The organism is Acidovorax sp. BoFeN1 (genome assembly GCF_003345135.1).
GTDB classification, from domain to species: domain Bacteria; phylum Pseudomonadota; class Gammaproteobacteria; order Burkholderiales; family Burkholderiaceae_C; genus Acidovorax; species Acidovorax defluvii.
Map to the genome: position 1 here is coordinate 45,279 of NZ_QOZT01000009.1, position 24,180 is coordinate 69,458.

The following is a 24,180-nucleotide window of genomic DNA, read 5'->3' on the forward strand; positions in this document are numbered from 1 at the left end:
TCAGTTATGGCCGGCGTGCGGAGTGGCCGCCGCTTTGCCCACGGGTTTCACGGAGGTGACCACCCATTCACCCTGTCCACGCTCAACGAACTCGAAGACCACCGCTGTGCCAGGTTGCAAGCCCGTCATCAGCCCGTTGTTGGAGACCTTGAACTCCATGGACATTGCGGGCCATTTGAGGGAGGGTATGGGACCATGGGCAATGGTCACCGTGCCGGCCTTCGCATCAGACTCCTCCACCCTGCCCTCACCTTGGTGCCCGACGGCGGCAGCGGGCTTGCTCGCATCAGGGGTGCCTTGTGCTTCCGACTTAGCTCCATGTGAGGAGTGCCCAAAGCCGCCCACGGCCGCCTTGAGGTTGGCTTCTGCATCGATCAGGAAATTGGCAGCGATGACCACCTGCTCACCCTCGCGAACGCCCTCGGTGACTTCAATGCGGTCGTCGCTGCGTGCGCCCACTTTGACATCGCGGGGTTCGAATCGTCCCTCCTTGAGCTGCACCAGGACGATCTGGCGCGTGCCGCTGTCAATCACGGCCGAAGTCGGCACCGTCAAAACCGCCCCCTTGCTGGCGGTCGGAAGTTCCACCTGGGCAAACATGCCAGGCTTGAGCAAGCCACCCGTGTTCGACAAGTCCACGCGCACCTGCACCGTTCGGGTTTCAGGCTTCAGGGTGGGATACACATAGCTGACTGTCCCCTGGAACACCTTGTCTGGGTAGGCATTGATTTGCACCTTGGCCTTGCCCCCCGACTTGACCAAGCCGATGTCTTGCTCGAAGACATCGGCGATGACCCAGACCGAGGACAGGTTGGCGACTTGGTAGAGCATTTCGCCCGGCATGAATCGCATACCTTGGATGGCCTTCTTGTCGGTGATGATCCCTGCCACTGGTGAGCGAAATGTCAGCGTGCGGCGTGCGTCGCCGGATTTGGCCAAGGTCTTGACCTGCTCGTCCGAGATATCCCAATTGCGAAGCCGCGCCAGGCTGGAGTCGGCCAGCTCACGCATGCCACGCTGTGCCTCACCAGAGGCATCCTTCAACGCGTCAACACCCTGTGCCGCGATGGCGTACTCGCGCTGAGCAGACACCAGTTCGGGGCTATATACCTCGAAGAGTGGCTGCCCCTTGTTCACCGTCTGCCCGGTAACGTTGGCATGCAGACGCTCAACATAGCCCTCAAATTTGGCAGCAATGGTGAAGGTCTGGCGCTCGTCTGGTTCAATGCGTCCGGCGGCACGCACTACCTTGTCCAGAGAGCGAAGACTCACCGCCTCGGTGCGAACGCCAAGTTTCTGAATCTTTTCGGTGCTGATGCGAATTTGATTGGAGTTGGTTTCTGCTTCTTCCTGCTCTCCCTCGTAGACCGCGATGTAGTCCATCCCCATTGGATCTTTTTTCGGTGTGGGAGATGTGTCGGGCAACCCCATCGGGTTACGGTAAAAAAGTACCTTGCGCTCCTTCTTGGTAGGACCGGCAGAGGCGCCCTGCGACGCAGTCTGGTCACCACTGCGGGCTTCTGATTGGCGCTGTCCCATCCAATAGCCACCACCCGCCGCCAACCCTGCGGCGACGATAGCCAGGAATACGCCGGCCTTGAAACCTGTTGTCATTGTTCTTCTCCCACGATGCGTTCAATTTCGGCAAGCCGCTTCTGCGCTTCCACGCCGGCTTTGATCTGATTCAGTATGGACTGACGAATCTGGCGCTGCGCGTCCAGCAAGGTCGCAAAATCCACCTTGCCCGTCTGGTACCCAGCCAGCGCAGAGCGGAAGGTCAACTCCGACTGCGGCAAGAGACTTTCGGTCGTTAACGCCAGAGAGCGCCGGGCGGACTCAAAACCTGCCACGTTGGCGTAAAGGTCTGCCAGGACTTGATTCGTGACGTCTTCCTGGCGTGAGCGTGCAGCGGCCAACATGGCCTCGGACTCCCGCTCCTGGGCGCGCCGCGAATCTTGCTGCAGGGGAATATTCAACTCGACCATCAGCTCCCACTCTTTGATCGAGCCTCGGTACTGAATCGGAGAGATACCGACGTTGAAGTCGGGATAGCGATTCTTGTAGGTCAGCTCGCGGTTCTTCTCGGCCGCCCTGATCTGGGACTCTTCCGTGCGCAGCAGCGGATTATTCATCCGGGCGCGCCCTTCCAGCGCTGCGAAGCTGACTTGCTCCGGCGACGGCAAGGCGCGGATCTGCTCGGGTGCAGCCAAAATCTCCGAGGTCGGACGCCCCACGAGCGCATTCAACTTGGACTGGAGTTGGAGACGCTCAGCGTCCAGTGCAATCAGTTCGTTGCGCATTGTGGTCTGCTCCACCTGCGCACGGATCACATCCTGTTGCGCAGCAAGCCCGCCCGCATAGCGGACCTGCGCGACTTTTTCCAATTGCGCCATCAGGTCGAGAATTTCCCGCGACAAGCGATCGTTCTGGTCCAGGTAATAGAGCTCGGCATAAGTCGTCTTGATCTTGCCAGCCAGTTCAACCCAGGCGCCTGCTGCACGGCTTCTCGCAGCTTGTGCTTGTGACTCAGCCACCTCACGCTTCAGACCGCGTTTGCCCATCCAGGGAAAATCCTGCATCAGCACGTAGCGGGTGCTTCCGACGCGCCCTGGCAATAGCGTGGGGTTTTGTTCTCCCATGCGCGTGATGTCACGCAATTCGGTGCGGAGTTTGGGGTCCGGCAAGGCGCCCGCAGGCGCGACGCGCTCTGCTGCCGCATCCGCATCAAAACGCATGCTGGCGATTTCGGGGTTTCGCTCCCTGGCCGCTTGCAGCAACCCTTCGACACTCGATCCCAGCTTGGCCTCCTGCGCGTGAACCATCGAGCTCAGCGCCAGAGACACCACGACTACCCCCAACGACAGACGATTCCTCATAGGCATCATGACCGCCCCTTGGGTGCACGCAAGGCGGCATTCAACCGGTCAATTACTTCGACCCAGTCCGCATCTTCCAGAAGCTCTTCGCGCAACAGAGTCGCCTGAGCTGGCGTCCAGAATGGGGCATCGGCCAGCAGCACATCGGGCGGCAGCACATCGGGCGGCAGTGGAGCGTGCTCCTCCAAGAACTCCCTAATGCCTGCCGCGTCCATGCGCAGGCCGAGTTGGGCAAATAGTTCAGAGAAGCGATGAAATGACTTTTCCATAGCGGTGGTCCCTATTGTTTAAATACAAAAATTCTGAAGACGTGGCCGGTGGACGCTCACGAAAACGTCAAGCTTAATACCAATACGACCACTCCCGACGCCATCGCGCCCAGGTAGCCGAAAACAACCGATTTACCGACCTGCGCTCCACCCGTCGTCCAGGCGATGCCGACCTTGGCCACCATGTTTGCCAGCGTCGCGAGACCGAGCGCCGTGACGGTGGCGACCGTGGACAATCCCCCGGCACCATGCAGCCGAGCGAGCGAGATCAAGATCGCATCCACGTCCGCCAGGCCAGAAACCGCCGACAGCACATAGAGGCCGCTGGTGTCCAGCCACTGCTTTGCCGCGGGCACCAGGACGCTCATGACAGCGAGCAGCACACCAAAGCCAAGCGCGGTGCCAAGGTCGAATGGCGCCATCGCGCCGACAGCGCCCTCCCCCACTACAGTGCGGTCCAACTTGCGCCACCCCCATAGCGCAATACACAGCAGTGCCACGCCAGTGACCACCAGGGCGCTGCCGAAGGTGGACAGCAGCGCCGGCTGGATGACACCCAGCAGAACGACCATGCGAAAAAACATGACGCCACAGGATGCCAACGTGCCGGCTACCGCCGCGCCTGTCAGCGAAGGCTGCTCGCGTGCGTAGCGAGCCAAAGCCAACGTGGTTGCGGTGGAAGATGCCAGTCCTCCCAGGATCCCGGTCCACAGCACACCCCTTTGCGCGCCGGTGATCCGCATGGCAAAGTGACCCGTCAGCGACAGGCCCGCAATCAGGATGACTGCCCACCACAGCTGGTACGGATTGAGCGCGGCATAGGGCCCGAGGCCCGTATTGGGCAGGTAAGGCAGGATGACCATGGACAACACCAGCAGTTGCAGCGATGCAGTCAATTCGCGGTGATCGATCAAACGCAACCAACCGTGCAAGGTCGGCTTGAGATCCAGCAACACAGCGCCAACCACTGCTGCCGACAACGCCAAGGTGATGTTGCCGTGTGCCGCAAAGGCACCCAGGACCAGAGTGAGAAGCATCGCCACCGGGGTAGTGGCACTCAGGTTACCCGACAGTTTGGCGTTACGGGCGTAGGACACCGTCAGCAGCAGGGCGAGTCCGAGCAGCGCACCCAGCAAAGGCCAAGCGCCGAAATCTGGCTGCAGATGTCCAAGCACACCACCGAGCAGTCCGGTCAGTGCAAAGGTACGCAGGCCTGCAACACGTCCACCCTCCGGCAATTCGCGATCGTGCCAGCCGCGCTCCAGGCCAATCACCAGACCGACAGCAAGCGCGGCAACCAAGCCCGGTGCGCCCGGGGGGAGTTCGTAGCCGTTCATCGATGCGCTCCGTTGGCGGCCTGCGTAGTCGCAGGCACGATCTTGCGTATGACAGGCGCAACGACCACACTGCAGGCATAACGCGAGTCGACATTGAACAGCGCCACCACTTCGGTCCAATCCACGTTCAGCATAAATTCCTCACGTTGCATCAGACCCTCGGTCACTGAATTTCAGGTTATTGTACTTTGCGTTGGCATCCGCCTACCTTGTGTGAATGCGTGTTATGTATTTTGCGGGCCCAAGGCTGACGGAAAGATGTTTCAAAAATTACATTTCTGTCATGCGCTTCCTGGGGGCATGGCATACCGGCCGCCGATGAAGGTTGGCGCGTTTGATGGCTTCATGGGCCGGCGCTGCGGTGTTGCATAAATACCAGTCAAGACAACAAAAGGCTGGCGCAGGCTGGTTCTACATTCTTGTGTACCGGTACGTACCGGTGTAGGCGACGGGCCCCACTCAAGGCGTCACGCTGATGCCGTTGGGTGCCTTACCGACAGGAACGGTCTTCGTTACCCTGCGATCTTTCACGTCAAGCATGGAAACCGAATTGGCGTAGATGTTCGTCACATAGGCGTACCGCCCTTCACGATCAACGACCACGCCATGAGCACCAGCGCCAGTTACGACTGTCTTGACGACCTTGAAAGTCTCCAGGTCAATCATGCTGACGGTCTTGCCCGCCATCTTGCGCGTACCCTGGTTGGCCACCAGGAGCGTGCGCGAGTCAGGCGTGGCGTACAACTGGATCGGCACCGTTCCTACCGCAACCTTGCGAATCACCTTGCGTGTTGCTGGGTCGATCACGGCTATAGCGTTTTCGCCGGACAACGAGGCAAATGCCAAACGGCCGTCTGGCGTGAAGCCAGTCTGGGCCGGACCCTTGCCAGCCGGCACCTGCGCAACCTCCTTCTGGCTGGCGGTGTCGATGACAGATACCGTGCCACCCTTGAGATTGGCGACGTAGACCTCCTTGCCATCCGGGCTGAACCGAAGACCATGGGGAAACTGGCCGACCGGAATCGTCGCCACGTGGCTCCGCGCCGCTGTGTCGATCACGGTGACCGTGTTGTCGCCGCCATTGGTGACATAGGCAAGGCGGCCGTCTGGTGACACCACCACATGGGCGGGGTGCATACCCACCCGCACCTTGGCGACGACCATGTTGGTCGCGGTGTCGATGGCCCAGATCGCGCCCGGTTTTCCCATCGCATCGTGGTCGCCTTGGGCCATGCCCTTGTGCGCAGAAACGTCGGCTGCCTGGTCAGGCTCGCCGTTGTTGGTCAACCATGCGAGCTTGCCGTCGGGCGACACTTGCACGTTGTGAGGCATCTTGCCGACGCGCACGTTCGTCAGCGTTTTCAACGATGCCGCATCGAGGACGCTGACCGTGTCAGCGCCTTCATTGGCCACATATACCTGTTCGGCAGCCAACGTGGTTCCAGACCAGGCCAGCAGACCGACCTGGACCGCTGCCGAAAGCCAGTTGCATTTTCTTATCATCATGATCAATCCTTGCTGAGAAATGGCACCTAGAACAGGGTTACGTCTGCTTTGGGTGTCCAGTATTGCCGTCACCGTTTTTTCCATCATGTCCAGGACGCATAAAAACTAGCCAGGGCGTTGAAAAATCAGACGAAACGCTTGCTCAACCGCAGCGTCGCGGCCTTCACGCAGTCGTCCCAGCGCATGAGTTACTTGTTCTGCAGCTTCACGCTCACGCTCGATCAATGGGTGATGCTGCACAAGCGGCTGTCGGCTCCTGGCGAGGGGTTCGGCCAACAGACTGACCCCTTTCATCCACGGACTAAATGCTTCTGAAAACAAATACCTACTGCTGCGCATTGGATGGAGCCACTTAAGCACTTCGGCTGTCCAGGGCGTGGAGAACGCTTGTGCCCAGGGACTGACAAATGCCCGGTAAAGCGCCTCATTGAATGTCGAGACCTGTTTCACCCGCTCAAAGGCTTCTTGCGGGTAATCCGTTTTCAAGTCTTCAACCTGACGGGATTCAAAGCGAATGCTGTAGGAGGGCTTATGGCAGTCCAGGCTCCCGGACGGGTTGTCGATCTTCATCTCATAGAGGCCCGGTGCCAGCGCCTCAATCTCAGCCAGGCTCTCCAGGATCGCCCGGTGCTCCAGACGAGCCACCCCAGCAGAGACAAAAATGCCGAGATGGCCGACATGCGGGTTCGTGAGGTAAACGATGCGCTGCCCTGCCCGCTTGAGATCATCGGTGTCACTATAGACAGCGGGGATCCACCCAAGCGCCTGGTGCGGTGGCGTGATGTTGTCGCCGTAAGAGGCAAAGATGACGATTGGATTCCTGATCCGCCTCAGGTCAGCAGTGCAACCCTGGCAAATCTGGAAAAGGCCCTGCTCAAGTTGGTTACCAATGAACAGGTTCTCAACGATCGCGAGGATCTCTTCTCGGCTCAGGAAATAAAACCCGGTCCACCAGCGTTCGAACTCCAGAAAGCGCCCCTGCTCACTGTCAACGTTGGTGAAGAGTTGGGCGTACTTCTCCCAAATCGCCTTTTCGGGCTTGAGGCTCTCAAAATTCTGCGCCAGCCAGGCCCCGTCGAAGCGGCCATTGCCCAGGTCGGCCGTCAGATGCGCCAACCAGCTGCCGCCAAGGAGTCCTCCGGAAAGACGCATCGGATTGACACCGGACTCGCCCGCCCAATACGACAAAGGAGAGCCATTGAGCACCACCGGTCCGACCAGACCGGCGCAGTCTGCGGACAGCAGCGCCACCGCCCACCCGGCCTGGCAGTTGCCATAAAGCACAGGAGGATTGCCAGGATGGCGTACTGCAACCTCTTCGACGAAACGCCGCAGCACATGCAAAACGTCTGCCAGGGTTTGCCCCAGAGCCGGCTCTGGAAAGAAAATCACGAAATAAACCGGATGGCCTTCGCGCATGGCCATCCCGACTTCGGAGTCGCGCTTGAAGCCGCCAATGCCGGGGCCATGGCCGGCGCGTGGATCTACGATGATGACCGGCGGTTTGTCAGAGTCGACGCAGTCGTCCCAGCAATGCCCGTCGATTTCCGTGATGCGTAGCAGTGCATAGTTGACGGACCGTTCGAAGCTGCGCGCGTCCAACAGCGTTTCATACTTGAAGTCCAGAAGCGGCGGCAATCCGGCTCGCTCGTGCTCCAGCATGTTGTTCGCGCGCTGGCGAAGCGTGTCCCAGAACAGAATGGTGCGTTCGAAGAAATCACGCTGGTAATCGAAATAGTCCTGCGCCGAAGGTGCTTTAGCTGCTCTTTTCATGCCACTGGACGCATCCTGTGGCGCAGGCTTCAACAACTCCTCGGAATGATCCAAGACGGTCGGTGGTAGATCCTCTGCCTGGCGGTGCGTCCCTTGCACCGCTGCTTCCTTACCCCCCGCCGTGGTGCGTTGAGAGGTCCGAGGTTTTTGTGGTGACGTGGGGGTTTTCATCATTCCTCCGAACTACGGGGTCATCTTTTTCCGCGCCGCAAACGCAGCGCATTGAATATCACCGAGGCCGAGCTCAGGCTCATGGCCAGTGCCGCGATCAGCGGTGACAACAACCAACCAGTGAACGGGTACAGCACGCCTGCCGCGATCGGCACCCCGAGGCCGTTGTAGAGGAAGGCGAACAGGAGGTTCTGGCGCATGTTTCGGACAGTGTCAGTAGAGATGTCACGCGCCGCGGTGATGCCGCGCAAGTCGCCTTTGACCAGCGTGACCTGGCCGCTGTTCATGGCCACATCGGTTCCCGTACCCATGGCCACGCCGACATCGGCCTTGGCCAACGCAGGCGCATCGTTGATACCATCGCCGGCCATCGCGACAATGTGGCCCTCTTTCTGGAGCCGCTCCACAAGCGCCAGTTTGTCGGCGGGCTTGACTTCGCCATGCACCTCATCGATTCCCAGTTTGGCACCCACGGCCTTGGCGGTGGTCAGACCATCGCCAGTCGCCATCACGATGCGCAAGCCGCTGGCGTGCAATGTTTTGATAGCTTCAAGCGTGGTGGCCTTGATGGGATCGGTCACGGCCAAGATTCCAGCCAGTTGTCTGTCCACGGCCAGATGCATCACGCTGGCGCCTTCACTGCGCAGACGCTCGCCATCGATCTTGAGCGCATCAGTGGCCACGCCCTCCTGCTGCATCAATGCGGTGTTGCCCAACACCAGATGCTTGCCATCGATCATGCCGCGCACGCCTATGCCGCTGCCGGACTCGAAATCAAGCGGCTTGATCAGTTCCAGGCCCTTGGCACGTGCTGCACTAACGATGGCCTCGGCCAGGGGATGTTCGCTGCCTTGGTCCAGGCTGGCGGCCAGGCGCAACACTTCGTCCGCGGTATAGCCGGGGGCGGCAACTGCGGTGTCGAAGGCGGGTTTACCTTCGGTCAGCGTTCCTGTCTTGTCCACAATCAGCGTGTTCACCTCGCGCATTTTTTCGATGGCGCCAGCATCGCGGAACAGTACTCCCTGTGTCGCGGCACGCCCTGTGGCCACCATCACCGACATCGGCGTGGCCAGTCCCAGCGCACAGGGGCACGCGATGATCAGCACGGCCACTGCGTTGATCAAGCCAAACACCCAGCTGGGTTCCGGACCGAACAGCCCCCAGACAAAGAAGGTGGCAATGGCGATGAGCACCACCACGACCACAAATTTGCCGGCGACCACATCCGCCATGCGCTGCATGGGAGCCTTCGAGCGCTGGGCATTGGCCACCATCTGAACAATCTGCGACAGCATGGTGGCCGCACCGACTTTCTCGGAGCGCATCACCAAGGCACCACTGGTGTTCATCGTGGCCCCAATCACCTTGTCACCAAGGCGCTTGGTCACCGGTACAGGCTCACCGGTCAGCATGGATTCATCGACCGCACTGCTGCCTTCGGTCACAACGCCATCGACCGGCACTTTCTCGCCGGGGCGGATGCGCAACAGGTCACCGACGTGAACATTGCTCAGCGGTACGTCTTCTTCGCTGCCGTCCGCATTGACGCGACGTGCCGTCTTGGGTGCCAAACCGAGCAGCGCCTTGATCGCTGCAGAAGTTTGCGAACGGGCCTTCAACTCGATGATCTGACCCAACATGGTCAGCGAGATGATGACCACTGTCGCCTCGTAGTAGACCGCCACACGCCCCAGGGAGATGAACGAATCCGGGAAAACGCCCGGCGCCACGGTGGCCACGAGGCTGTAGAGAAAGGCCGCGCCCGTTCCCAGAGCGATCAAGGTCCACATGTTGGGGCTGCGATGGACAACGGACTGCCAACCGCGTACGAAGAAGGGCCAACCCGTCCACAACACGACAGGTAAGGACAGCACCAGCTCAACCCAGGTTTGCACCTTCATGTCAAACCACCCGAGGCGGTGGCCGAACATGGCAAGAACGGTGACGATGACCGTAAAGGGCAGCGTCCACCAGAAGCGGCGCTGAAAATCCTTCAACTCATGGTTGTCTTCCTCGTCCAGCGGAATGATGGGCTCCAATGTCATACCGCACTTGGGACAGGTGCCAGGATGATCCTGCCGCACCTCGGGGTGCATGGGGCACGTATAGATGGTGCCGGCAGGCTCTGGCGCGGTGTCCGCGGGTGCTGTAGGTACAAGGTACTGCAGTGGGTTTGCCGCGAACTTTCCTTGGCACTTGGCGCTACAGAAATAATAGGGCCGACCTTCGTGCGTCAATTTGTGTTCAGACTGCTCCGTGACGGTCATGCCGCACACCGGATCCTTCAGCTCCGATGGCGGGGCTGGCTCGGCTGGAGGGTGACTGCCGTGATGATGGTGTGCATGCATGTCCATTGCTTATTCCTTGTCGTTATTGGTGCGCCGGGGTGTCTGCGCATGGTTGCCATGCCCACCATGGCCGCCGTGGCCGTGCATCAGGTGCATCAGCGGACAGGCGAGGAGCAACAGGTAGGGCCAATAGCCCAAAACATGACCCCAGTGCTCTCGCAGCAGGTAAAAACCGGCGATCAAGGCAGCCGTAGCCAGCGCCATGCCGGCTGGACGGCGCCAGAACGAAGGCGAATGAGAGTCGTTGTCAGGCTGATCCATGGCGTTGCTCCTTCAGAGTGGCCAACAAAAGTGCGGGGCTCGGAGTCGCCCGGCCAGACAATCCGAAATCAAATGCCGTGGCCGTTATCGGCAACCACAGCCTCCCGTGCCGCCGCCGTGGCAGCCCGAGGCTTTAGGCTGCGAGGTTCCAGTAGAAATGGCCGCATCTGTGGCCAGCTTTGCGGGGTAGCCCGCATCGGTTAAGGCCCTCAGCAAAGGAGCGCTGCCCTGCGCCAGCTCCCCACTCACCCGGACACGGCCAGACGGGAGATCGACCTCTACCCCGCGAACCCCCGGCAGCGGCTGCAATGCCTGCGTGACGTGCTTGACGCATGAGCCACAGCTCATGCCCTCAACTTGCAGATCAATCGTTTTCATATTTCAAACTCCCAAAAATGAAACGTGTACCGCCGGCGGGAAAATCCAGATCATTTTTTTGACACCGAGTCAGTCGTCGACTGGGCCTTGCCAATGCGAGGGATAAACCGGGGTGTTCGCTGGGCGTAGGTGTCGTACGCAGCACCGAATTGCCTGCGCATTTCGTTCTCTTCGGTGATGGCCAGACGCCCGTACATCAAGAGCAAGACAGGGAACATGACCAAGGTCAGCAACGTGGGCCACTGCAGCAGGAAGCCCAGCAGAATCATCACGAAAGCCACGTACTGCGGATGGCGAATGCGTGCATAGGGGCCTGCCGTAGCGAGCGACTGGTGACGCTGAGCGTGGTACAGCACATTCCACGCGGTGGACAGCAGGTAGAAACCAAAGCCCAGAAAAACGTAGCTGGCGATGTGCAGCACGCCAAAATGCGGGTCGCCCTTTTCGCCCAAGAGGGTAGACCACAGGTGACCCGATGTGTGAGAGAGCAGATCCAGATTAGGGAACTTGGTTTGCAGCCAGCCCGACAGCAGATAAATCGTCAACGGGAAGCCATACATCTCCACGAACAAAGCAACGATGAAGGCTGCAAATGCGCCAAACGTCCTCCAGTCACGTGCCGTCGCAGGCTTGAAAAAGCTGAACGCAAACATGATGAAGATCGCTGAATTGATGATGACCAGCGACCACAGGCCATAAGCGGATTCGGTATGGTTCATCGTGAATCCCCTTCATTGCGTGATTCGGTAGTTTTCTTGGCATCAGGCTTGCTCTGGCCATGTCCGCCATGTCCGCCGTGTCCGCCGTGTCCGCCGTGCATGAAGATATGCATCAGCGGGCAGGCTAGGAGCAAGAGAAAAGGCAGTGCCCCGACGACATGCGCGAGGTGTTCGGTCAACAGGAAATATGCCGCCACGCCGCCTATCACCACGAGGCCGATGGCATAGCGAGAACTCCAGAAGCTGGGGGGCGACTCGTGCCCGTCGTGTTGATGGTTCATGGTGACTTCCAATTCGGTGGATGCGTTACCTGGTCATCGAGGCAGGCAGACGGTCCAGCATCATCTGCATCATGGACTCCATCATTTCCATGCGCTTTTCCATCATCTGTTGACGCTCGGCCATGTTGGCGGGCATGTCCACACTACCTTGCATGCCACCCATGCCCCGCATGCCAGCGCCCATCTGCTGCATCATTCCCATACCGTCCTGCATCAGCTTCATGTGCTCGTCCATGAGCGCCTGCCGCTCTTCCAGCGTTTTGGCCGCCATCATCTTTTCGTGCATCGCTTGCATGGCTTTCATGTGCTCGTCCATCTTGGCCATTCCAGCCATCTGCCCCGCACCCGTTGGCTTCGCGGCCGCCTTCATTTGGGTGGACGCAGGCGATGTGCTTCCTGCAGGGTGATGGGCCTTGTGCTCATCGGCGGTTTGCGCCATCACGCTCAGTGAGAGCGACGCGACACAGAGACCAACCAGGGTATGGCGAATTTTTGACATAGTGTTCTCCTTCTTCCGGTGAAAAACCGTCGCAGTCAGCATTCAACCCATACGTCCGCGACGACACAGCACGCCCGAGCAGCGTGTTCTCACTGAGCGGGCTGAATGTCAGTGACAACCATCTTCCCGCCCTCGTTGACGACCATGAACTTGACCTTGTCGCCGGGCTTCACCTTGCCCAGCAGACTCTTGTCTTTTGCGGTGAACACCATAGTCATGCCGGGCATGTCCATGTGCTTGATTTCTGCGTGCTTGATGGTGACCTTGCCAGTGGCCTGATCGACCTTCTTGATCTCGCCGTCGGTCATGGATGCCGATGCTTGGGACATATCCATCTTGCCGTGGTCCATCATGGTCTGGGCGAAACTGCCCATGGGCATGAATGTGCCCATGGCAAGAGCGGAGATGGCAAGAATGTTCTTGATGGTGTTCATGATTTCCTCACGACTGAGAGCAAAAAGAGTGGGTTGTTTCTCGGCCACTTTGACGACGCCTTTGGGCCAGTGTTACCTTGCTGGACTCGCCGCGACGAATGACCGATCTCATGAAAGAGATTCTGAAGAGCAAACCTGTCAGGAAACTGTGCGCCGGATTACAAATTTGTTATCTTCATGTCGGGATCGCTGAAACTCGTCAAACTCACGTCTACGCCAGATAGCGGAGAGTGACCATGAAGATATTGATCGTCGAAGATGAGCCTAAAACCGGTGAATACCTTCGCCAGGGATTGAGCGAGGCCGGATTTGTGGCCGACCTGGCGCAAAACGGTAGTGATGGCCTGCACCTGGCACTCCAAGGTGAATACGACCTCGTGATCCTGGATGTCATGCTGCCCGGACTGGATGGCTGGCAGGTGCTGCAGTCCCTGCGCAATCGCGGATTGCAGATGCCCGTGCTGTTCCTCACGGCGCGGGACCAGGTGGAAGATCGGGTCAAAGGGTTGGAATTGGGCGCCGACGACTATCTGGTCAAGCCCTTTTCATTCGCTGAGTTGTTGGCCCGTGTACGGACAATCTTGCGCCGGGGCCGAGGAGGCACCGAAACCAACACATTGCGCGTGGCTGACCTGGAACTTGATCTGCTGCGCCGGCGGGTCTCGCGGGGTGGCCGCCGCATTGACCTGACAGCCAAAGAATTTGGTTTGCTGGAGTTGCTGTTGCGCAGACATGGAGAAGTGCTGCCTCGCTCGCTGATTGCCTCCCAGGTGTGGGACATGAACTTTGACAGCGACACCAACGTGATCGAAGTGGCGATGCGCCGCTTGCGCCTAAAGATCGACGAAGGCCAGGACGTCAAGTTGATCCAGACCGTGCGGGGTATGGGCTACGTGCTGGAAGCGCCGGAGAGCGTTTAGATGTTCCGGTTCCTATCGCTCACCCATCGTTTGGCCATCTTTTTCACGATGGTGGCTGCAGGCGTCGTGTTGGGGCTTGGAATGTTGTTTCTGGTTGCGACCGAACGCCACTTCCTGGAACTGGATCGAATCACTCTGAAAGATAAGCAGCACCTAATTGAAAGCATAGTAATTAATGCCAACTCCACCGATGACATTCAATCGCGCATGCGCGAGGCCTTAAACAATCACCACGGCTTGTTTGTCAGTGTTAGAGATTCAAATGGGAATGTCCTTTTCAAGACTGAAGGGTTTCCACCTCCAGCCACTTTGGACGCGCCAACACCAGAGCATCGGATTTCCGAGATTCAGAGTTGGAAAAACCAAGGCCGTGAATTTCGCGCGTTGAATTTGCGATTCAACCCTGCCAATAGTGCGGCGCCACCCCTGGATGCCCTGATTGCTATTGACATGGAAGATCACATGCAATTCATGGCGCAATTGCAGCGTACGCTTGCGCTCTATGCCATTTGTGCCATCTTCGTCAGCGGGATGCTGGGGTGGTTCGCAGCCTACAAAGGGATGGCACCGTTGCGCGCCATGAAGACCCAGGCCACAACGGTCAGTTCTCATCGTCTCGATGAGCGAATGCCCATCGAGGCAGTTCCTGTGGAGATGGCTGACTTGGCGCAGGAGCTCAACAAAATGCTGGACAGGCTGCAAACTGACTTTCAACGACTGTCCGAGTTCTCCTCGGACTTGGCGCATGAAATTCGCACGCCCATCAGCAACCTGCTGACGCAAACCCAGGTCGCACTCGCCAGCAAGAGAGACGCAGACACTTACCGCGACATTCTGGCGTCGAACGCGGAGGAGTTTCAACGCTTGGCGCGCATGGTGTCGGATATGTTGTTCCTGGCCAAGACAGATCGTGGGGTTGACTTGCCGAACAAGGAGCAGTTTTCCGCGGCGAAAGAAGTCCAGGCGTTACTGGAGTTCTACGAAGCCGTTGCTGAAGAAAAGAGCGTCACACTGCGCCAGTTCGGTGATGGAGACATCATGGGCGACCGACTGATGTTTCGCCGAGCATTGAGCAATCTGCTGTCGAACGCATTGCGCCATTCCAAAGACCATAGCGATGTAACGATTGACATCAGCGAGACAGCGCAAGCCATTGTCGTAACGGTCGAGAACACGGGGGAGGACATTGATCCTCAAAGCATTCCTCGTCTGTTTGACCGCTTCTACCGTGCCGACCCGTCTCGGTCGCACCCACAATCCGATGGTGCTGGTCTGGGACTATCAATAACCCGTGCTATCGCACAAGCGCACGGAGGACGTGTGACGGTTGAATCCGGTGCGGGGAGAACAAAGTTCAGTCTGGAATTTCCTAGCAAGTTGGCGTAATAGGAACAACTAACGCCAACAGAACTTCCACCAGCGTAACAGCACCTTATCTACTTACTGATCGGGATCAGTTTTTCTGTAGAGACTTCCTTACGAAGGGTTTCCAACAAAATGTAACCGACTACTCATCACTTCGTCACGAATGAACGGAATAATGAATACGCAATTCATGCAACCCACTTTCACAGAGGCATCGCCCCATGGAATTGCGTCATCTCCGCTGCTTTTTGGCGGTCGCGGAAGAACTTCATTTTGCACGCGCGGCCGAGAAACTTCATATAGAACAGTCGCCTCTTTCGCGTACCGTCAAGGAACTGGAGGAAGAGTTGGGGGCGCAGTTGTTCATCCGCACCAGTCGCAGCACGCGGCTGACCCTTGCAGGTAGGCTATTCCTGACGCATGTCCCTCGTGTCTTTACCGCGTTAGAGCAAGCCCGCGAAAGCGTGAAATCGGCCGCCAATGGCTTCCATGGGCAATTGCGTATTGCCTTATCCGATGGCATCACGCCGTCGCGCTTGCCTGCTCTGCTGGCGCGCTGCCGCGAGGAAGACCCGGAAATAGAAATACGACTCTTCGAGGTTCCGTTGGCCCAACAACTCAAAGGCTTGCATGATGACCTGTATGACGCGGGTTTCTCGATGGCCGACGAAGTGGGCGACGACACCATCGTCGAACCGGCCTGGGAAGAAGAGTTGATGGTGGCCGTGCCAGCACGTCATCCGGCTCTGGCATATAAGCGAATCCCACTGGAGGAAGTGCTACGTTACCCTCTTGTGCTGGGCGATCCCGCTGTCTGCGAAGGCCATGCCCGCCAGATCGACCGAATCCTGCGCAAGCAGGAAAAGGAGCCATTGGTGGTTCAGCACGTCGCTACATTTGATGTGATGATGGCGCTTGTGTCGGCCGGTTTGGCGTTAGGGCTTGCGGGCACAGCGCATATTGCTGCCAGCCGCGAACCAGGGGTAGTGGGCCGCCCGCTCGCAGGGCGCTCCCCTATGCTGACCACCTATCTGCTGCGCCGGGATACCGAACCGTCTCAGGCGCTGGCTCGCTTTATTGAGCGGTTGGCCTCCCAGGGGTCGGATGACGCCTAACGCCCAAACCCGCTTCTCAAGTGTCACGCCTTCGAGGAATCAGGTCATGAGCCCGTTCAACATCTTCGCCTCATTGTCGTTAGTCACGCTATTGGTCTCTTGCGGTCAGTCTTCTGCTCCAGGCGAGACGGTGGAATCCTTGGCAGCCGATCCCGAGCGGCTGAAAGAATTGCGCCAACAGTGCAAGCTGAACCGCGCCAAGTTGGGCGACGAACTTTGCAACCGCGTGGCCGAAGCGACGAACCGCCGCTTCTTCGGCAATGGTAAGGTACCTTATACACTGCCTAAGGAATCGCCGAATTTTTAACCGTGGCCGGTAAGCCACACATCGCTCGATTTTCTGCTCGCTACGCCGCAACGCGCCTTTGCTTGCGGCGTTTTTACTGTCTTCGTCCTTGCTTGAATCGATGTTTTTTGCATCATCTTCGTTCTGATAACAGTCTTTGACCGGCACTGACCCGGCACCGATCCTGACGCCAGCGGCACGTTGTTGTGCAGCCGTTGAGCGGAGTGCGCGCAGGAAAAATCGGAGGCCGGGAGATGCAAGGAACGAACGTGCTGTTCGGTCAGATCGCCGTGGTATTCGGCATCGTGATCGCCGGAGTGTGGAGCGCCACACAGTGGACGGCAGCGGCCCTGGGCTATCAGCTACGCCTTGGCTCGCCCTGGTTCGATCTGCTGGGCGCGCCGATCTACCACCCGTGGAAGCTGTTCGAGTGGTGGTTCTTCTTCGACGCCTATGCGTCGCACGTCTTTGACACCGGCGGCGCCATTGCCGCCGGCAGTGGCCTAGTGGCCGTGCTGGTCGCCATTGGCATGTCCATCTGGCGCTCGCGCCAATCGCGCTTGGTCACCACCTATGGCTCGGCCCGCTGGGCCGATACCGCGGAAATCCGCAAGGCCGGCCTGACCCAGCTATCCGGCGTTTTCCTCGGCCTGCATGACGGTCAGTACCTGCGCCACGAGGGGCCGGAACACATCCTGACCTTCGCGCCAACGCGCTCCGGTAAAGGTGTCGGTTTGGTAGTGCCCACGCTGCTGTCGTGGCCCGCATCCGCCGTGATCCACGACATCAAGGGCGAGAACTGGGCCATTACCGCCGGTTGGCGCTCGCGCTTTTCGCACTGCCTGCTGTTCAACCCCACCGATGCGAAGTCGGCAGCCTACAACCCGCTGCTGGAGGTGCGACACGGCGCGCATGAAGTGCGCGACGTGCAGAACATTGCGGACATCCTGGTCGATCCCGAAGGCGCGCTGGAGAAGCGCAACCATTGGGAGAAGACCAGTCACGCGCTGCTCGTCGGCGCCATCCTGCATGTGCTCTATGCGGTCGAGGACAAGACGCTGCGCGGCGTCGCCAATTTTCTTTCCGATCCCGCGTGCCCGTTCGAGTTGACGCTGCACCTGATGATGACTACGCGCCATCTGGGCAATGATGAAGGAGGAGTGCCGCACCCGGTTGTCGCCTCCGCCGCCCGTGAAGTCCTGAACAAGAGCGACAACGAACGGTCTGGAGTTCTCTCCACGGCCATGTCGTTCCTTGGCCTGTACCGTGACCCCACGGTGGCCGAAGTCACGTCGCGCTGCGACTGGCGCATAGCCGACCTGATCGCCGCCGAGCATCCGGTATCGCTGTATCTGGTGGTGCCGCCGTCCGACATCAGCCGCACCAAGCCACTGATCCGTTTGATCCTTAACCAGATCGGGCGACGCTTGACGGAATCGTTGGATGGGTCGGACGGCATCCCCCGTCGCCACAAGCTGCTGCTGATGCTCGATGAGTTTCCGGCGCTGGGCCGCTTGGATTTCTTCGAGACGGCGCTGGCCTTTATGGCGGGCTACGGCATCCGCAGCTTTCTCATCGCGCAGTCGCTGAACCAAATCGACAAAGCCTACGGCCAGAACCATTCGATTCTGGACAACTGCCATGTGCGGGTGACGTTCGCCACCAACGACGAACGTACCGCCAAGAGGATTTCCGAAACACTGGGCACCGCCACCGAGCTGCGCGCGCAGCGCAACTACGCGGGTCACCGGCTCGCCCCGTGGCTGGGCCACATTATGGTGTCGCGCCAGGAAACGGCTCGCCCGTTGCTGACGCCGGGCGAAGTCATGCAACTGCCCACCGATGAATCGGTGGTGATGGTGTCCGGCCATGCGCCGATCAAGGCCAAGAAGCTGCGCTACTACGCGGACGCCAACTTCAAGCGGCGCGTCCTGTCGCCGCCCGCGCTCTTGGCGGACCGCTACGCCGACGTTCCGCGCGCGCGTCCTGACGACTGGAGCAGGCTGGCGATTCCTCTTGTCCCCACGGAGCCCGCTTCCTCAACCGCTGATGGCTTGGAGAACCGGGGAACGGCCGATGACGGCGGCCCACGCCAGCAACCCGAACTGTCCGAAGCCGTCACCTACAGCCCCGAACCGGAACACCCGGCCAGCGACCTGTCGCTGCTCGATGACGACGATGTACCGCTTCCCCTTCCGCGCCAGCTCGATCCGGCCATGCAGCGCACGGCCCGGCTGGCATCCCTCGACCCAACGACGGAATCGAGCTATGAGCCCTAACCATTCCACCTACCGCCTGAATCTTTTCATACAAACCGAACACGCCAAGCGGCTCGATGAGCTAGCCGCCAAGAAAGGCGTTTCCAAGTCCAGCATCGTGGCCGCCGCATTGACGTCCTGGCTGTCACCGGACGCGGCAGACCAGCGCGAGGCAGCCATTGCCAAGCGGCTGGATCGTCTGTCACGCCAGGCCGAACGGCTGGAGCGTGATCAGAACATCCAGATCGAAGCGCTGGCGCTGTTCATCCGCTACTTCCTGACCGTCAGCACGCCGGTTCCCGAAGCGCATCAGGACGCGGCACGCGCCCAGGGCAAGGCCCGCTTCGAGCAATTCGTCGAACAGTTGAGCCGCCACCTGCTGCGCGGGCGCAGCCTGGTGCGCGACGTGGTGGAAGAACTGCATCCCCAGGGTCACGAGTTCGGCATGCACATGGATGAAGCAGCGACGTTGGCCGAAGCGCAGGAGCGTGCCTCATGAGCGCCGTACCCCAACTCCCGGCAGAACCTCGTTCGTCCGCTGCCACGTCTCTGGATCGCCGCATCCAGATGCTGCGCACCGCAATGGGTCCGCTGATTTCTACCGTGCTCGAAGACCCGGACGTGGTGGAGATCATGCTCAATCCTGACCGGACGCTCTGGCTCGACCGGCTTTCTACCGGCCGCGCACCGATGGGAGCGGAGTTGTCCGAAGCCGATGGTGAACGCATCATCCGCCTCGTCGCGGCTCACGTCGGCGCGGAAGTGCATCGCGGTCAGCCGCTGCTGACGGCCGAACTGCCCGAGACGGGCGAACGCTTCGAGGGCATCCTGCCGCCGGCCGCGCCAGGGCCAGCCTTCGCGCTGCGCAAGCGCGCCGTGGGCGTCATCCCGCTAGCGCGCTACGTCGAAGACGGAATGATGACCAGCGCCCAGGCTGGCTTTGTGGTGCGGGCTGTGCGCGAACGCCAGAACATCCTGATTGCCGGCGGCACCAGCACGGGCAAGACGACCTTGGCGAATGCCTTGCTCGCAGAGATCGCCGCCACTGGCGACCGCGTGCTGGTGCTGGAAGACACGGTGGAGCTGCAGTGCGCAGCCCGTGACCACGTTCCGTTGCGTACCCGCCAGGGGGTGGTGTCCATGACCGAGCTGGTGCGCTCGTCCATGCGCCTGCGCCCGGATCGCGTGGTCGTCGGCGAGGTGCGCGGCGCCGAGGCGCTGGATCTCATCAAGGTGTGGGGCACGGGCCATCCGGGCGGCATCGCCACCATCCATGCCGGCTCTGCCTTGGGCGCGCTGCTGCGCCTGGAGCAACTGATCCTCGAAGTGGCGGTGAAACCGCCCCGCGCGTTAATCGCCGAGGCGGTCAACGTGGTGATCTACATCGCTGGGCGCGGACGCAAGCGCCGCATTGAAAGCATCGCCCGCGTCATCGGCTTTGACGGCGTGGGCTATCGCCTGGTGGACGCGCTGGAAGCGCCGTTTCCCGAGCCACCGCCGGTTCCCTCTGAGCTTTCCTCATCCCTCAACCCCTCTGGAGAACTTCCATGACGTACACCCATGCTTTCCGCATTCCCGTAAATCCACTTTCCTGCCTATCCCGCCTCGTACGACTGCGCGGTCTTGCCCGTCCTGCGGGACAAGGGCTGCTGCTGGCCGCGCTGATGCTGCTGATCGCCGGCACGGCCCAAGCCGCCGGTTCCTCGATGCCGTGGGAAGGCCCGCTGCAATCCATTCTCGAATCCATCCAGGGGCCGGTAGCTCGGATTGTGGCGGTCATCATCATCATCGCCACAGGCCTGGCGCTGGCCTTTGGCGATACCAGCGGTGGTTTCCGCAAGCTGATCCAGATCGTCTTCGGTCTGTCCATCGCCTTCGCGGCTTCGAGCTTCTTCCTGTCGTTCTTCAGCTTCTCGGGCGGAGCCGTCGTATGAGCGCGCCCGAGGAATTCGCCACTGGCTTTGAAGTGCCGCTGCATCGTTCGCTGACCGAGCCGATCCTGCTGGGCGGTGCGCCGCGCACCGTGGCGATTGCCAACGGCACGCTAGCCGCTGCCGTCGGGTTGGGCCTGCAGCTGTGGATTCCTGGGCTGATGCTCTGGATTGCCGGCCATGCTCTGGCGGTCTGGGGTGCGCGCGTCGACCCGCAGTTTATGCAGGTCTTTGTGTGGCACATCAAACACAAGCCGCTGCTGGACGTGTGAGGGGAATGCCATGCTGAACCTTGCCGAATACCGCCAGCGGCCCGCGTTGCTTGCCGATTGGCTTCCATGGGCGGGCCTTGTCGCGTCCGGCGTACTGCTGAACAAGGACGGTGCATTCCAGCGCACGGCGCACTTTCGTGGCCCCGACCTCGACAGCGCCACACAGGGCGAGCTGATCGCCACGTCGGCGCGGCTGAACAACGCGCTGCGCCGACTAGGGTCCGGCTGGGCGCTGTTCATCGAGGCTGAGCGTCGATCGGCGGCGGATTACCCGCACTCGGATTTCCCGGAACCGCTGTCCTGGCTGGTGGATGAGGAGCGCCGCGCAGCCTTCGAGGATTCGGGAAACCACTTCGAGAGTGCCTATCACCTGACACTGGTGTATCTACCGCCTGAGGAATCCCGTGCCCGAGCGGCGGGCCTGCTGTATGAGAACCGTCCCACCGAAGGCGTGGACTGGCGCGAGCGGCTGCGAGCCTTCATCTCGGAAACGGATCGCATCTTCGATCTGCTCGATGGCGTGATGCCGGAGATTGCCTGGCTCGATGACGGGCAGACGCTGACCTATCTGCACGCCACGGTTTCGACGCGTCGTTACCGCATCGGCGTGCCAGAAGTGCCGTTCCACCTTGACGCGCTGCTGGCCGATTCCGCCCTGATCGGTGGATTGACACCGATGCTGGGCGACCAGCACCTGCGCGTGGCGACGGTGCGCGGCTTTCCGACCTCGACCTGGCCGGGGATTCTGGACGATCTCAACCGACTCGGCTTTGCCTATCGCTGGTCAACCCGGTTCTTGTGCCTCGACAAAGCCGACGCCGAAAAAGAACTCGCCCGTCTGCGCCGCCAGTGGTTCGCCAAGCGCAAAAACGTGGTGGCGCTGTTGCGTGAAACCATCTTCCAGCAGGAATCGCCGCTGGTCGATACCGACGCCAGTAACAAGGCGGCCGACGCGGATGCCGCCTTGCAGGAGCTGGGCGACGACCAAGTGGCCTTTGGCTACGTCACCGCCACGTTGACGGTGCTGGATGCTGCCCCCGCTGTGGCCGACGAGAAGCTGCGCATGGTGGAACGCGTCATTCAAGGACGCGGGTTCGTGACGATCCCCGAGACATTGAACGCGGTCGATGCCTGGCTGTCTTCAATCCCTGGTAATGCCTACGCCAATGTCCGCCAGCCCATCGTCTCGACGCTGAACTTGGCGCACATGATGCCGGTGTCCGCCGTATGGGCCGGGCTGGAGAAGAATGCGCATCTCGATGGCCCGCCGCTGATCGTGACCCGCACCGAGGGCGCGACACCGTTCCGGCTGGTCACGCACATCGGCGACGTGGGACACACGCTGGTGGCTGGCCCGACTGGCATGGGCAAATCGGTGCTACTCGCCACGCTGGCGATGCAGTTCCGACGCTATTCCGGCTCGCGGATCTTTGCCTTCGACATGGGGCGCTCGATGCGCGCCACCATCCTGGGCCTGGGCGGCGAGCACTACGACCTGGGGGCCGATGGAGAAATCGCCTTCCAGCCGCTCGCCCGCATCGACCGCGAAGGCTACCGCACCTGGGCAGCCGAATGGGTCGAAGGCCGCTTGCGACATGAAGGCGTGGCCATCGGCCCGGACGAGAAAGCCGCGATCTGGTCGGCACTGGGGAGTCTCGCCGGCGCGCCGCTGGAGCAGCGCACGATGACTGGTCTTTCGGTATTACTGCAATCGAACGCGCTGCGCCAGGCGCTCGCACCCTACGTGCTGAGCGGAGCGCACGGGAAGCTGCTAGACGCGGATTCGGATCGCCTGGGCTCCGGTACTGTGCAGTGCTTCGAGATGGAGGAACTGATGCACAGCAAGGCCGCTGTCATGGCCGTTCTGCATTACCTCTTTGCCCGCTTTGATGAACGCTTCGACGGTGCGCCAACGCTGCTGATCCTCGACGAAGCGTGGCTGTTCCTCGATGACCCGGTGTTTGCCGCGCGCATCCGTCAATGGCTCAAGACGCTGCGCAAAAAGAACGTCAGCGTCATCTTCGCCACGCAGTCGCTGGCCGACATCAAGGATTCGACCATCGCGCCCGCGATCATCGAAAGCTGCGCCAGCCGCATCTTTCTGCCCAACCCGCAGGCGACCGAGCCGCAGATTCGCGCCATCTACGAAGGCTTCGGGCTGAACTCGCGCCAGATCGAGATCGTGGCGACGGCAGTGCCGAAGCGCGACTATTACTACCAATCCCGCCTAGGCAATCGGCTGTTCGACCTCGACCTGGGGGCGGCCACGCTGGCCTTCGCGGGTGCATCGAAGCCGCAGGACCAGCGCGACATGGACGCGGTGCTCGCTGCGACCTCTTCGACGTCCTCCGCATTCGCAGCCGCCTGGCTGCGCCATCGCGGCCTGCATTGGGCCGCTGACTTGTTGCCTTCGTTTCCGTCCCCCCACCCACAGGAGAACCGATCATGAAAAAGCGTCTTCTCGCCGCCGCCGTCTCGGCCATGCTTTGCGCGGCGACGACTGCCTATGCACAAAGGGTCGTGATTGATCCTACGAACCTCGTGCAGAACACACTCACGGCCATCCGTACGCTGGAGCAGATCAACAACCAGATCCAGCAGCTCCAGAACGAAGCGCAGATGCTGACGAACCAGGCGCGCAACCTGGCCCGTCTACCGTCCAGCGTGGTCGGCCAGTTGCGCGCCAACCTAGCGACGACCGATCGGTTGATCGCCCAGGCCCGGGGCTTGGCCTATGACGTGACGAACCTGGATCGGGAATTCGCGCGCCTGTACCCCGAGCAGTACACCGCCACGGTGAGCGGCGACCAGATGTACCGCCATACACAGGAACGCTGGAAGAACGCGCTCAACGGCCTACAGACCACCATGCAGATGCAGGCGCAGGCATCGCAGAACTTGAGCGACGACGAAGGCGTGCTGGCTGACCTCGTGGGCAAGAGCCAATCGGCCCAGGGCGCGCTGCAAGCGATGCAGGCCATGAACCAGCTTCTGGCCTTGCAGGCCAAGCAGTCCATCCAGATGCAGCGGCTGCAGATCACCCAGGATCGGGCGGCCTCGCTGGAGCTGGCACGGCAGGCCGCCGCTGTCGAACGGGGCCGCGAGGTGACACGGCGCTTTCTTGGTGAGGGCACGCCGTACATGCCGCAGTCCGTCAATTTCTACAACCGCTGACAGGGGC

At 60.5% G+C, this 24,180-nt stretch carries 24 protein-coding genes and 1 pseudogene; 11 read left to right on the forward strand and 14 right to left on the reverse strand.

Translation table 11 applies throughout. From position 1 onward, the window contains the following. From DTW89_RS03785 to DTW89_RS03845, 14 genes are all read right to left on the reverse strand, one after another. Positions 1-1,614, reverse strand: a complete 1,614-nt coding sequence (locus DTW89_RS03785; protein ID WP_024815540.1) for an efflux RND transporter periplasmic adaptor subunit — start codon at positions 1,612-1,614, stop codon at positions 1-3. Further along, positions 1,611-2,885: a TolC family protein gene (locus DTW89_RS03790; protein ID WP_114654954.1), complete on the reverse strand. Its 1,275-nt coding sequence runs from the start codon at positions 2,883-2,885 to the stop codon at positions 1,611-1,613. Before DTW89_RS03790 ends, DTW89_RS03785 begins: the two co-directional genes overlap by 4 nt. Then, positions 2,882-3,145: a DUF2789 family protein gene (locus DTW89_RS03795; RefSeq protein WP_114654955.1), complete on the reverse strand. Its 264-nt coding sequence runs from the start codon at positions 3,143-3,145 to the stop codon at positions 2,882-2,884. Before DTW89_RS03795 ends, DTW89_RS03790 begins: the two co-directional genes overlap by 4 nt. A gap of 56 nt (positions 3,146-3,201) precedes the next feature. Continuing rightward, positions 3,202-4,482 (reverse strand): MgtC/SapB family protein, encoded by a 1,281-nt coding sequence (locus DTW89_RS03800; protein WP_114654956.1) that lies wholly within the window; start codon positions 4,480-4,482, stop codon positions 3,202-3,204. Further along, positions 4,479-4,616 carry a hypothetical protein gene (locus tag DTW89_RS19480; RefSeq protein WP_162150971.1) on the reverse strand — a complete coding sequence of 46 codons (138 nt, stop codon included), beginning with the start codon at positions 4,614-4,616 and terminating at the stop codon, positions 4,479-4,481. The genes DTW89_RS03800 and DTW89_RS19480 overlap by 4 nt, the downstream gene beginning before the upstream one ends. Positions 4,617-4,941: 325 nt before the next feature. After that, entirely contained in the window at positions 4,942-5,988 is a 1,047-nt protein-coding gene (locus DTW89_RS03805) for a YVTN family beta-propeller repeat protein (protein ID WP_114654957.1), read from the reverse strand. A gap of 105 nt (positions 5,989-6,093) precedes the next feature. Then, entirely contained in the window at positions 6,094-7,932 is a 1,839-nt protein-coding gene (locus DTW89_RS03810) for a DUF3141 domain-containing protein (RefSeq protein WP_114654977.1), read from the reverse strand. 20 nt (positions 7,933-7,952) lie between these two features. After that, positions 7,953-10,286: a heavy metal translocating P-type ATPase gene (locus tag DTW89_RS03815; RefSeq protein ID WP_114654958.1), complete on the reverse strand. Its 2,334-nt coding sequence runs from the start codon at positions 10,284-10,286 to the stop codon at positions 7,953-7,955. A gap of 3 nt (positions 10,287-10,289) precedes the next feature. Beyond that, entirely contained in the window at positions 10,290-10,541 is a 252-nt protein-coding gene (locus DTW89_RS03820) for a DUF2933 domain-containing protein (protein WP_114654959.1), read from the reverse strand. Between the two features lie 84 nt (positions 10,542-10,625). Continuing rightward, the gene (locus DTW89_RS03825; RefSeq protein WP_013722308.1) at positions 10,626-10,919 is read right to left on the reverse strand and encodes a heavy-metal-associated domain-containing protein; all 294 of its coding nucleotides are present in this window, start codon (positions 10,917-10,919) and stop codon (positions 10,626-10,628) included. 50 nt (positions 10,920-10,969) lie between these two features. Further along, positions 10,970-11,638 (reverse strand): methyltransferase family protein, encoded by a 669-nt coding sequence (locus tag DTW89_RS03830; protein ID WP_013722309.1) that lies wholly within the window; start codon positions 11,636-11,638, stop codon positions 10,970-10,972. Continuing rightward, entirely contained in the window at positions 11,635-11,919 is a 285-nt protein-coding gene (locus DTW89_RS03835; protein WP_011804758.1) for a DUF2933 domain-containing protein, read from the reverse strand. The genes DTW89_RS03830 and DTW89_RS03835 overlap by 4 nt, the downstream gene beginning before the upstream one ends. Before the next feature lie 25 nt (positions 11,920-11,944). Further along, positions 11,945-12,418: a hypothetical protein gene (locus tag DTW89_RS03840; RefSeq protein WP_114654978.1), complete on the reverse strand. Its 474-nt coding sequence runs from the start codon at positions 12,416-12,418 to the stop codon at positions 11,945-11,947. Between the two features lie 89 nt (positions 12,419-12,507). Continuing rightward, positions 12,508-12,852, reverse strand: a complete 345-nt coding sequence (locus DTW89_RS03845) for a copper-binding protein (RefSeq protein ID WP_024815634.1) — start codon at positions 12,850-12,852, stop codon at positions 12,508-12,510. Between the two features lie 236 nt (positions 12,853-13,088). Here DTW89_RS03845 and DTW89_RS03850 point away from each other — a divergent pair, with 236 nt between their 5' ends. The 11 genes and pseudogenes from DTW89_RS03850 (at position 13,089) to trbJ (ending at position 24,173) form a co-directional block, all read left to right on the forward strand. Beyond that, the gene (locus DTW89_RS03850) at positions 13,089-13,772 is read left to right on the forward strand and encodes a heavy metal response regulator transcription factor (RefSeq protein ID WP_005793716.1); all 684 of its coding nucleotides are present in this window, start codon (positions 13,089-13,091) and stop codon (positions 13,770-13,772) included. Further along, positions 13,773-15,158, forward strand: a complete 1,386-nt coding sequence (locus DTW89_RS03855; protein ID WP_114654960.1) for a heavy metal sensor histidine kinase — start codon at positions 13,773-13,775, stop codon at positions 15,156-15,158. A gap of 200 nt (positions 15,159-15,358) precedes the next feature. Beyond that, positions 15,359-16,252, forward strand: a complete 894-nt coding sequence (locus DTW89_RS03860) for a LysR family transcriptional regulator (protein ID WP_114654961.1) — start codon at positions 15,359-15,361, stop codon at positions 16,250-16,252. A gap of 46 nt (positions 16,253-16,298) precedes the next feature. After that, on the forward strand, positions 16,299-16,559 hold the full coding sequence (locus tag DTW89_RS03865) for an EexN family lipoprotein (RefSeq protein WP_114654962.1): 261 nt from the start codon (positions 16,299-16,301) through the stop codon (positions 16,557-16,559). Positions 16,560-16,792: 233 nt separating this feature from the next. Beyond that, positions 16,793-18,810 (forward strand): annotated as a pseudogene (locus DTW89_RS03870) (conjugal transfer protein TraG). Then, positions 18,807-19,295 carry a ribbon-helix-helix protein, CopG family gene (locus tag DTW89_RS03875; protein ID WP_024815637.1) on the forward strand — a complete coding sequence of 163 codons (489 nt, stop codon included), beginning with the start codon at positions 18,807-18,809 and terminating at the stop codon, positions 19,293-19,295. The pseudogene DTW89_RS03870 and the gene DTW89_RS03875 overlap by 4 nt, the downstream one beginning before the upstream one ends. Beyond that, positions 19,292-20,347, forward strand: a complete 1,056-nt coding sequence (gene trbB / locus DTW89_RS03880) for a P-type conjugative transfer ATPase TrbB (RefSeq protein ID WP_024815638.1) — start codon at positions 19,292-19,294, stop codon at positions 20,345-20,347. Before DTW89_RS03875 ends, trbB begins: the two co-directional genes overlap by 4 nt. Next, positions 20,344-20,730: a TrbC/VirB2 family protein gene (locus DTW89_RS03885; RefSeq protein WP_024815639.1), complete on the forward strand. Its 387-nt coding sequence runs from the start codon at positions 20,344-20,346 to the stop codon at positions 20,728-20,730. Before trbB ends, DTW89_RS03885 begins: the two co-directional genes overlap by 4 nt. Continuing rightward, a complete protein-coding gene (locus DTW89_RS03890; RefSeq protein ID WP_024815640.1) occupies positions 20,727-20,999 on the forward strand; it encodes a VirB3 family type IV secretion system protein in 273 nt (90 codons plus the stop codon). The genes DTW89_RS03885 and DTW89_RS03890 overlap by 4 nt, the downstream gene beginning before the upstream one ends. Before the next feature lie 10 nt (positions 21,000-21,009). Next, entirely contained in the window at positions 21,010-23,448 is a 2,439-nt protein-coding gene (gene trbE / locus DTW89_RS03895) for a conjugal transfer protein TrbE (protein WP_024815641.1), read from the forward strand. Then, positions 23,445-24,173, forward strand: coding sequence for a P-type conjugative transfer protein TrbJ (gene trbJ, locus DTW89_RS03900; protein WP_024815642.1), 729 nt, complete (start codon positions 23,445-23,447; stop codon positions 24,171-24,173). Before trbE ends, trbJ begins: the two co-directional genes overlap by 4 nt. The last annotated feature ends 7 nt before the right edge of the window (positions 24,174-24,180 follow it).

Bases quoted from the DNA above. Each gene is read 5' to 3' on its own strand.
- DTW89_RS03855 (WP_114654960.1), top strand. From the start codon at position 13,773: ATGTTCCGGTTCCTATCGCTCACCCATCGTTTGGCCATCTTTTTCACG.
- DTW89_RS03805 (WP_114654957.1), bottom strand. From the start codon at position 5,988: ATGATGATAAGAAAATGCAACTGGCTTTCGGCAGCGGTCCAGGTCGGT.
- trbB (WP_024815638.1), top strand. From the start codon at position 19,292: ATGAGCGCCGTACCCCAACTCCCGGCAGAACCTCGTTCGTCCGCTGCC.
- DTW89_RS03830 (WP_013722309.1), bottom strand. From the start codon at position 11,638: ATGAACCATACCGAATCCGCTTATGGCCTGTGGTCGCTGGTCATCATC.
- DTW89_RS03860 (WP_114654961.1), top strand. From the start codon at position 15,359: ATGGAATTGCGTCATCTCCGCTGCTTTTTGGCGGTCGCGGAAGAACTT.
- DTW89_RS03795 (WP_114654955.1), bottom strand. From the start codon at position 3,145: ATGGAAAAGTCATTTCATCGCTTCTCTGAACTATTTGCCCAACTCGGC.
- DTW89_RS03800 (WP_114654956.1), bottom strand. From the start codon at position 4,482: ATGAACGGCTACGAACTCCCCCCGGGCGCACCGGGCTTGGTTGCCGCG.
- DTW89_RS03825 (WP_013722308.1), bottom strand. From the start codon at position 10,919: ATGAAAACGATTGATCTGCAAGTTGAGGGCATGAGCTGTGGCTCATGC.
- DTW89_RS03845 (WP_024815634.1), bottom strand. From the start codon at position 12,852: ATGAACACCATCAAGAACATTCTTGCCATCTCCGCTCTTGCCATGGGC.
- trbE (WP_024815641.1), top strand. From the start codon at position 21,010: ATGCTGAACCTTGCCGAATACCGCCAGCGGCCCGCGTTGCTTGCCGAT.
- DTW89_RS03875 (WP_024815637.1), top strand. From the start codon at position 18,807: ATGAGCCCTAACCATTCCACCTACCGCCTGAATCTTTTCATACAAACC.
- DTW89_RS03785 (WP_024815540.1), bottom strand. From the start codon at position 1,614: ATGACAACAGGTTTCAAGGCCGGCGTATTCCTGGCTATCGTCGCCGCA.
- DTW89_RS03850 (WP_005793716.1), top strand. From the start codon at position 13,089: ATGAAGATATTGATCGTCGAAGATGAGCCTAAAACCGGTGAATACCTT.
- DTW89_RS03815 (WP_114654958.1), bottom strand. From the start codon at position 10,286: ATGGACATGCATGCACACCATCATCACGGCAGTCACCCTCCAGCCGAG.
- DTW89_RS03840 (WP_114654978.1), bottom strand. From the start codon at position 12,418: ATGTCAAAAATTCGCCATACCCTGGTTGGTCTCTGTGTCGCGTCGCTC.
- DTW89_RS03790 (WP_114654954.1), bottom strand. From the start codon at position 2,885: ATGATGCCTATGAGGAATCGTCTGTCGTTGGGGGTAGTCGTGGTGTCT.
- DTW89_RS03820 (WP_114654959.1), bottom strand. From the start codon at position 10,541: ATGGATCAGCCTGACAACGACTCTCATTCGCCTTCGTTCTGGCGCCGT.
- DTW89_RS03810 (WP_114654977.1), bottom strand. From the start codon at position 7,932: ATGAAAACCCCCACGTCACCACAAAAACCTCGGACCTCTCAACGCACC.
- DTW89_RS03865 (WP_114654962.1), top strand. From the start codon at position 16,299: ATGAGCCCGTTCAACATCTTCGCCTCATTGTCGTTAGTCACGCTATTG.
- DTW89_RS03890 (WP_024815640.1), top strand. From the start codon at position 20,727: ATGAGCGCGCCCGAGGAATTCGCCACTGGCTTTGAAGTGCCGCTGCAT.
- DTW89_RS19480 (WP_162150971.1), bottom strand. From the start codon at position 4,616: ATGCTGAACGTGGATTGGACCGAAGTGGTGGCGCTGTTCAATGTCGAC.
- DTW89_RS03835 (WP_011804758.1), bottom strand. From the start codon at position 11,919: ATGAACCATCAACACGACGGGCACGAGTCGCCCCCCAGCTTCTGGAGT.
- DTW89_RS03885 (WP_024815639.1), top strand. From the start codon at position 20,344: ATGACGTACACCCATGCTTTCCGCATTCCCGTAAATCCACTTTCCTGC.
- trbJ (WP_024815642.1), top strand. From the start codon at position 23,445: ATGAAAAAGCGTCTTCTCGCCGCCGCCGTCTCGGCCATGCTTTGCGCG.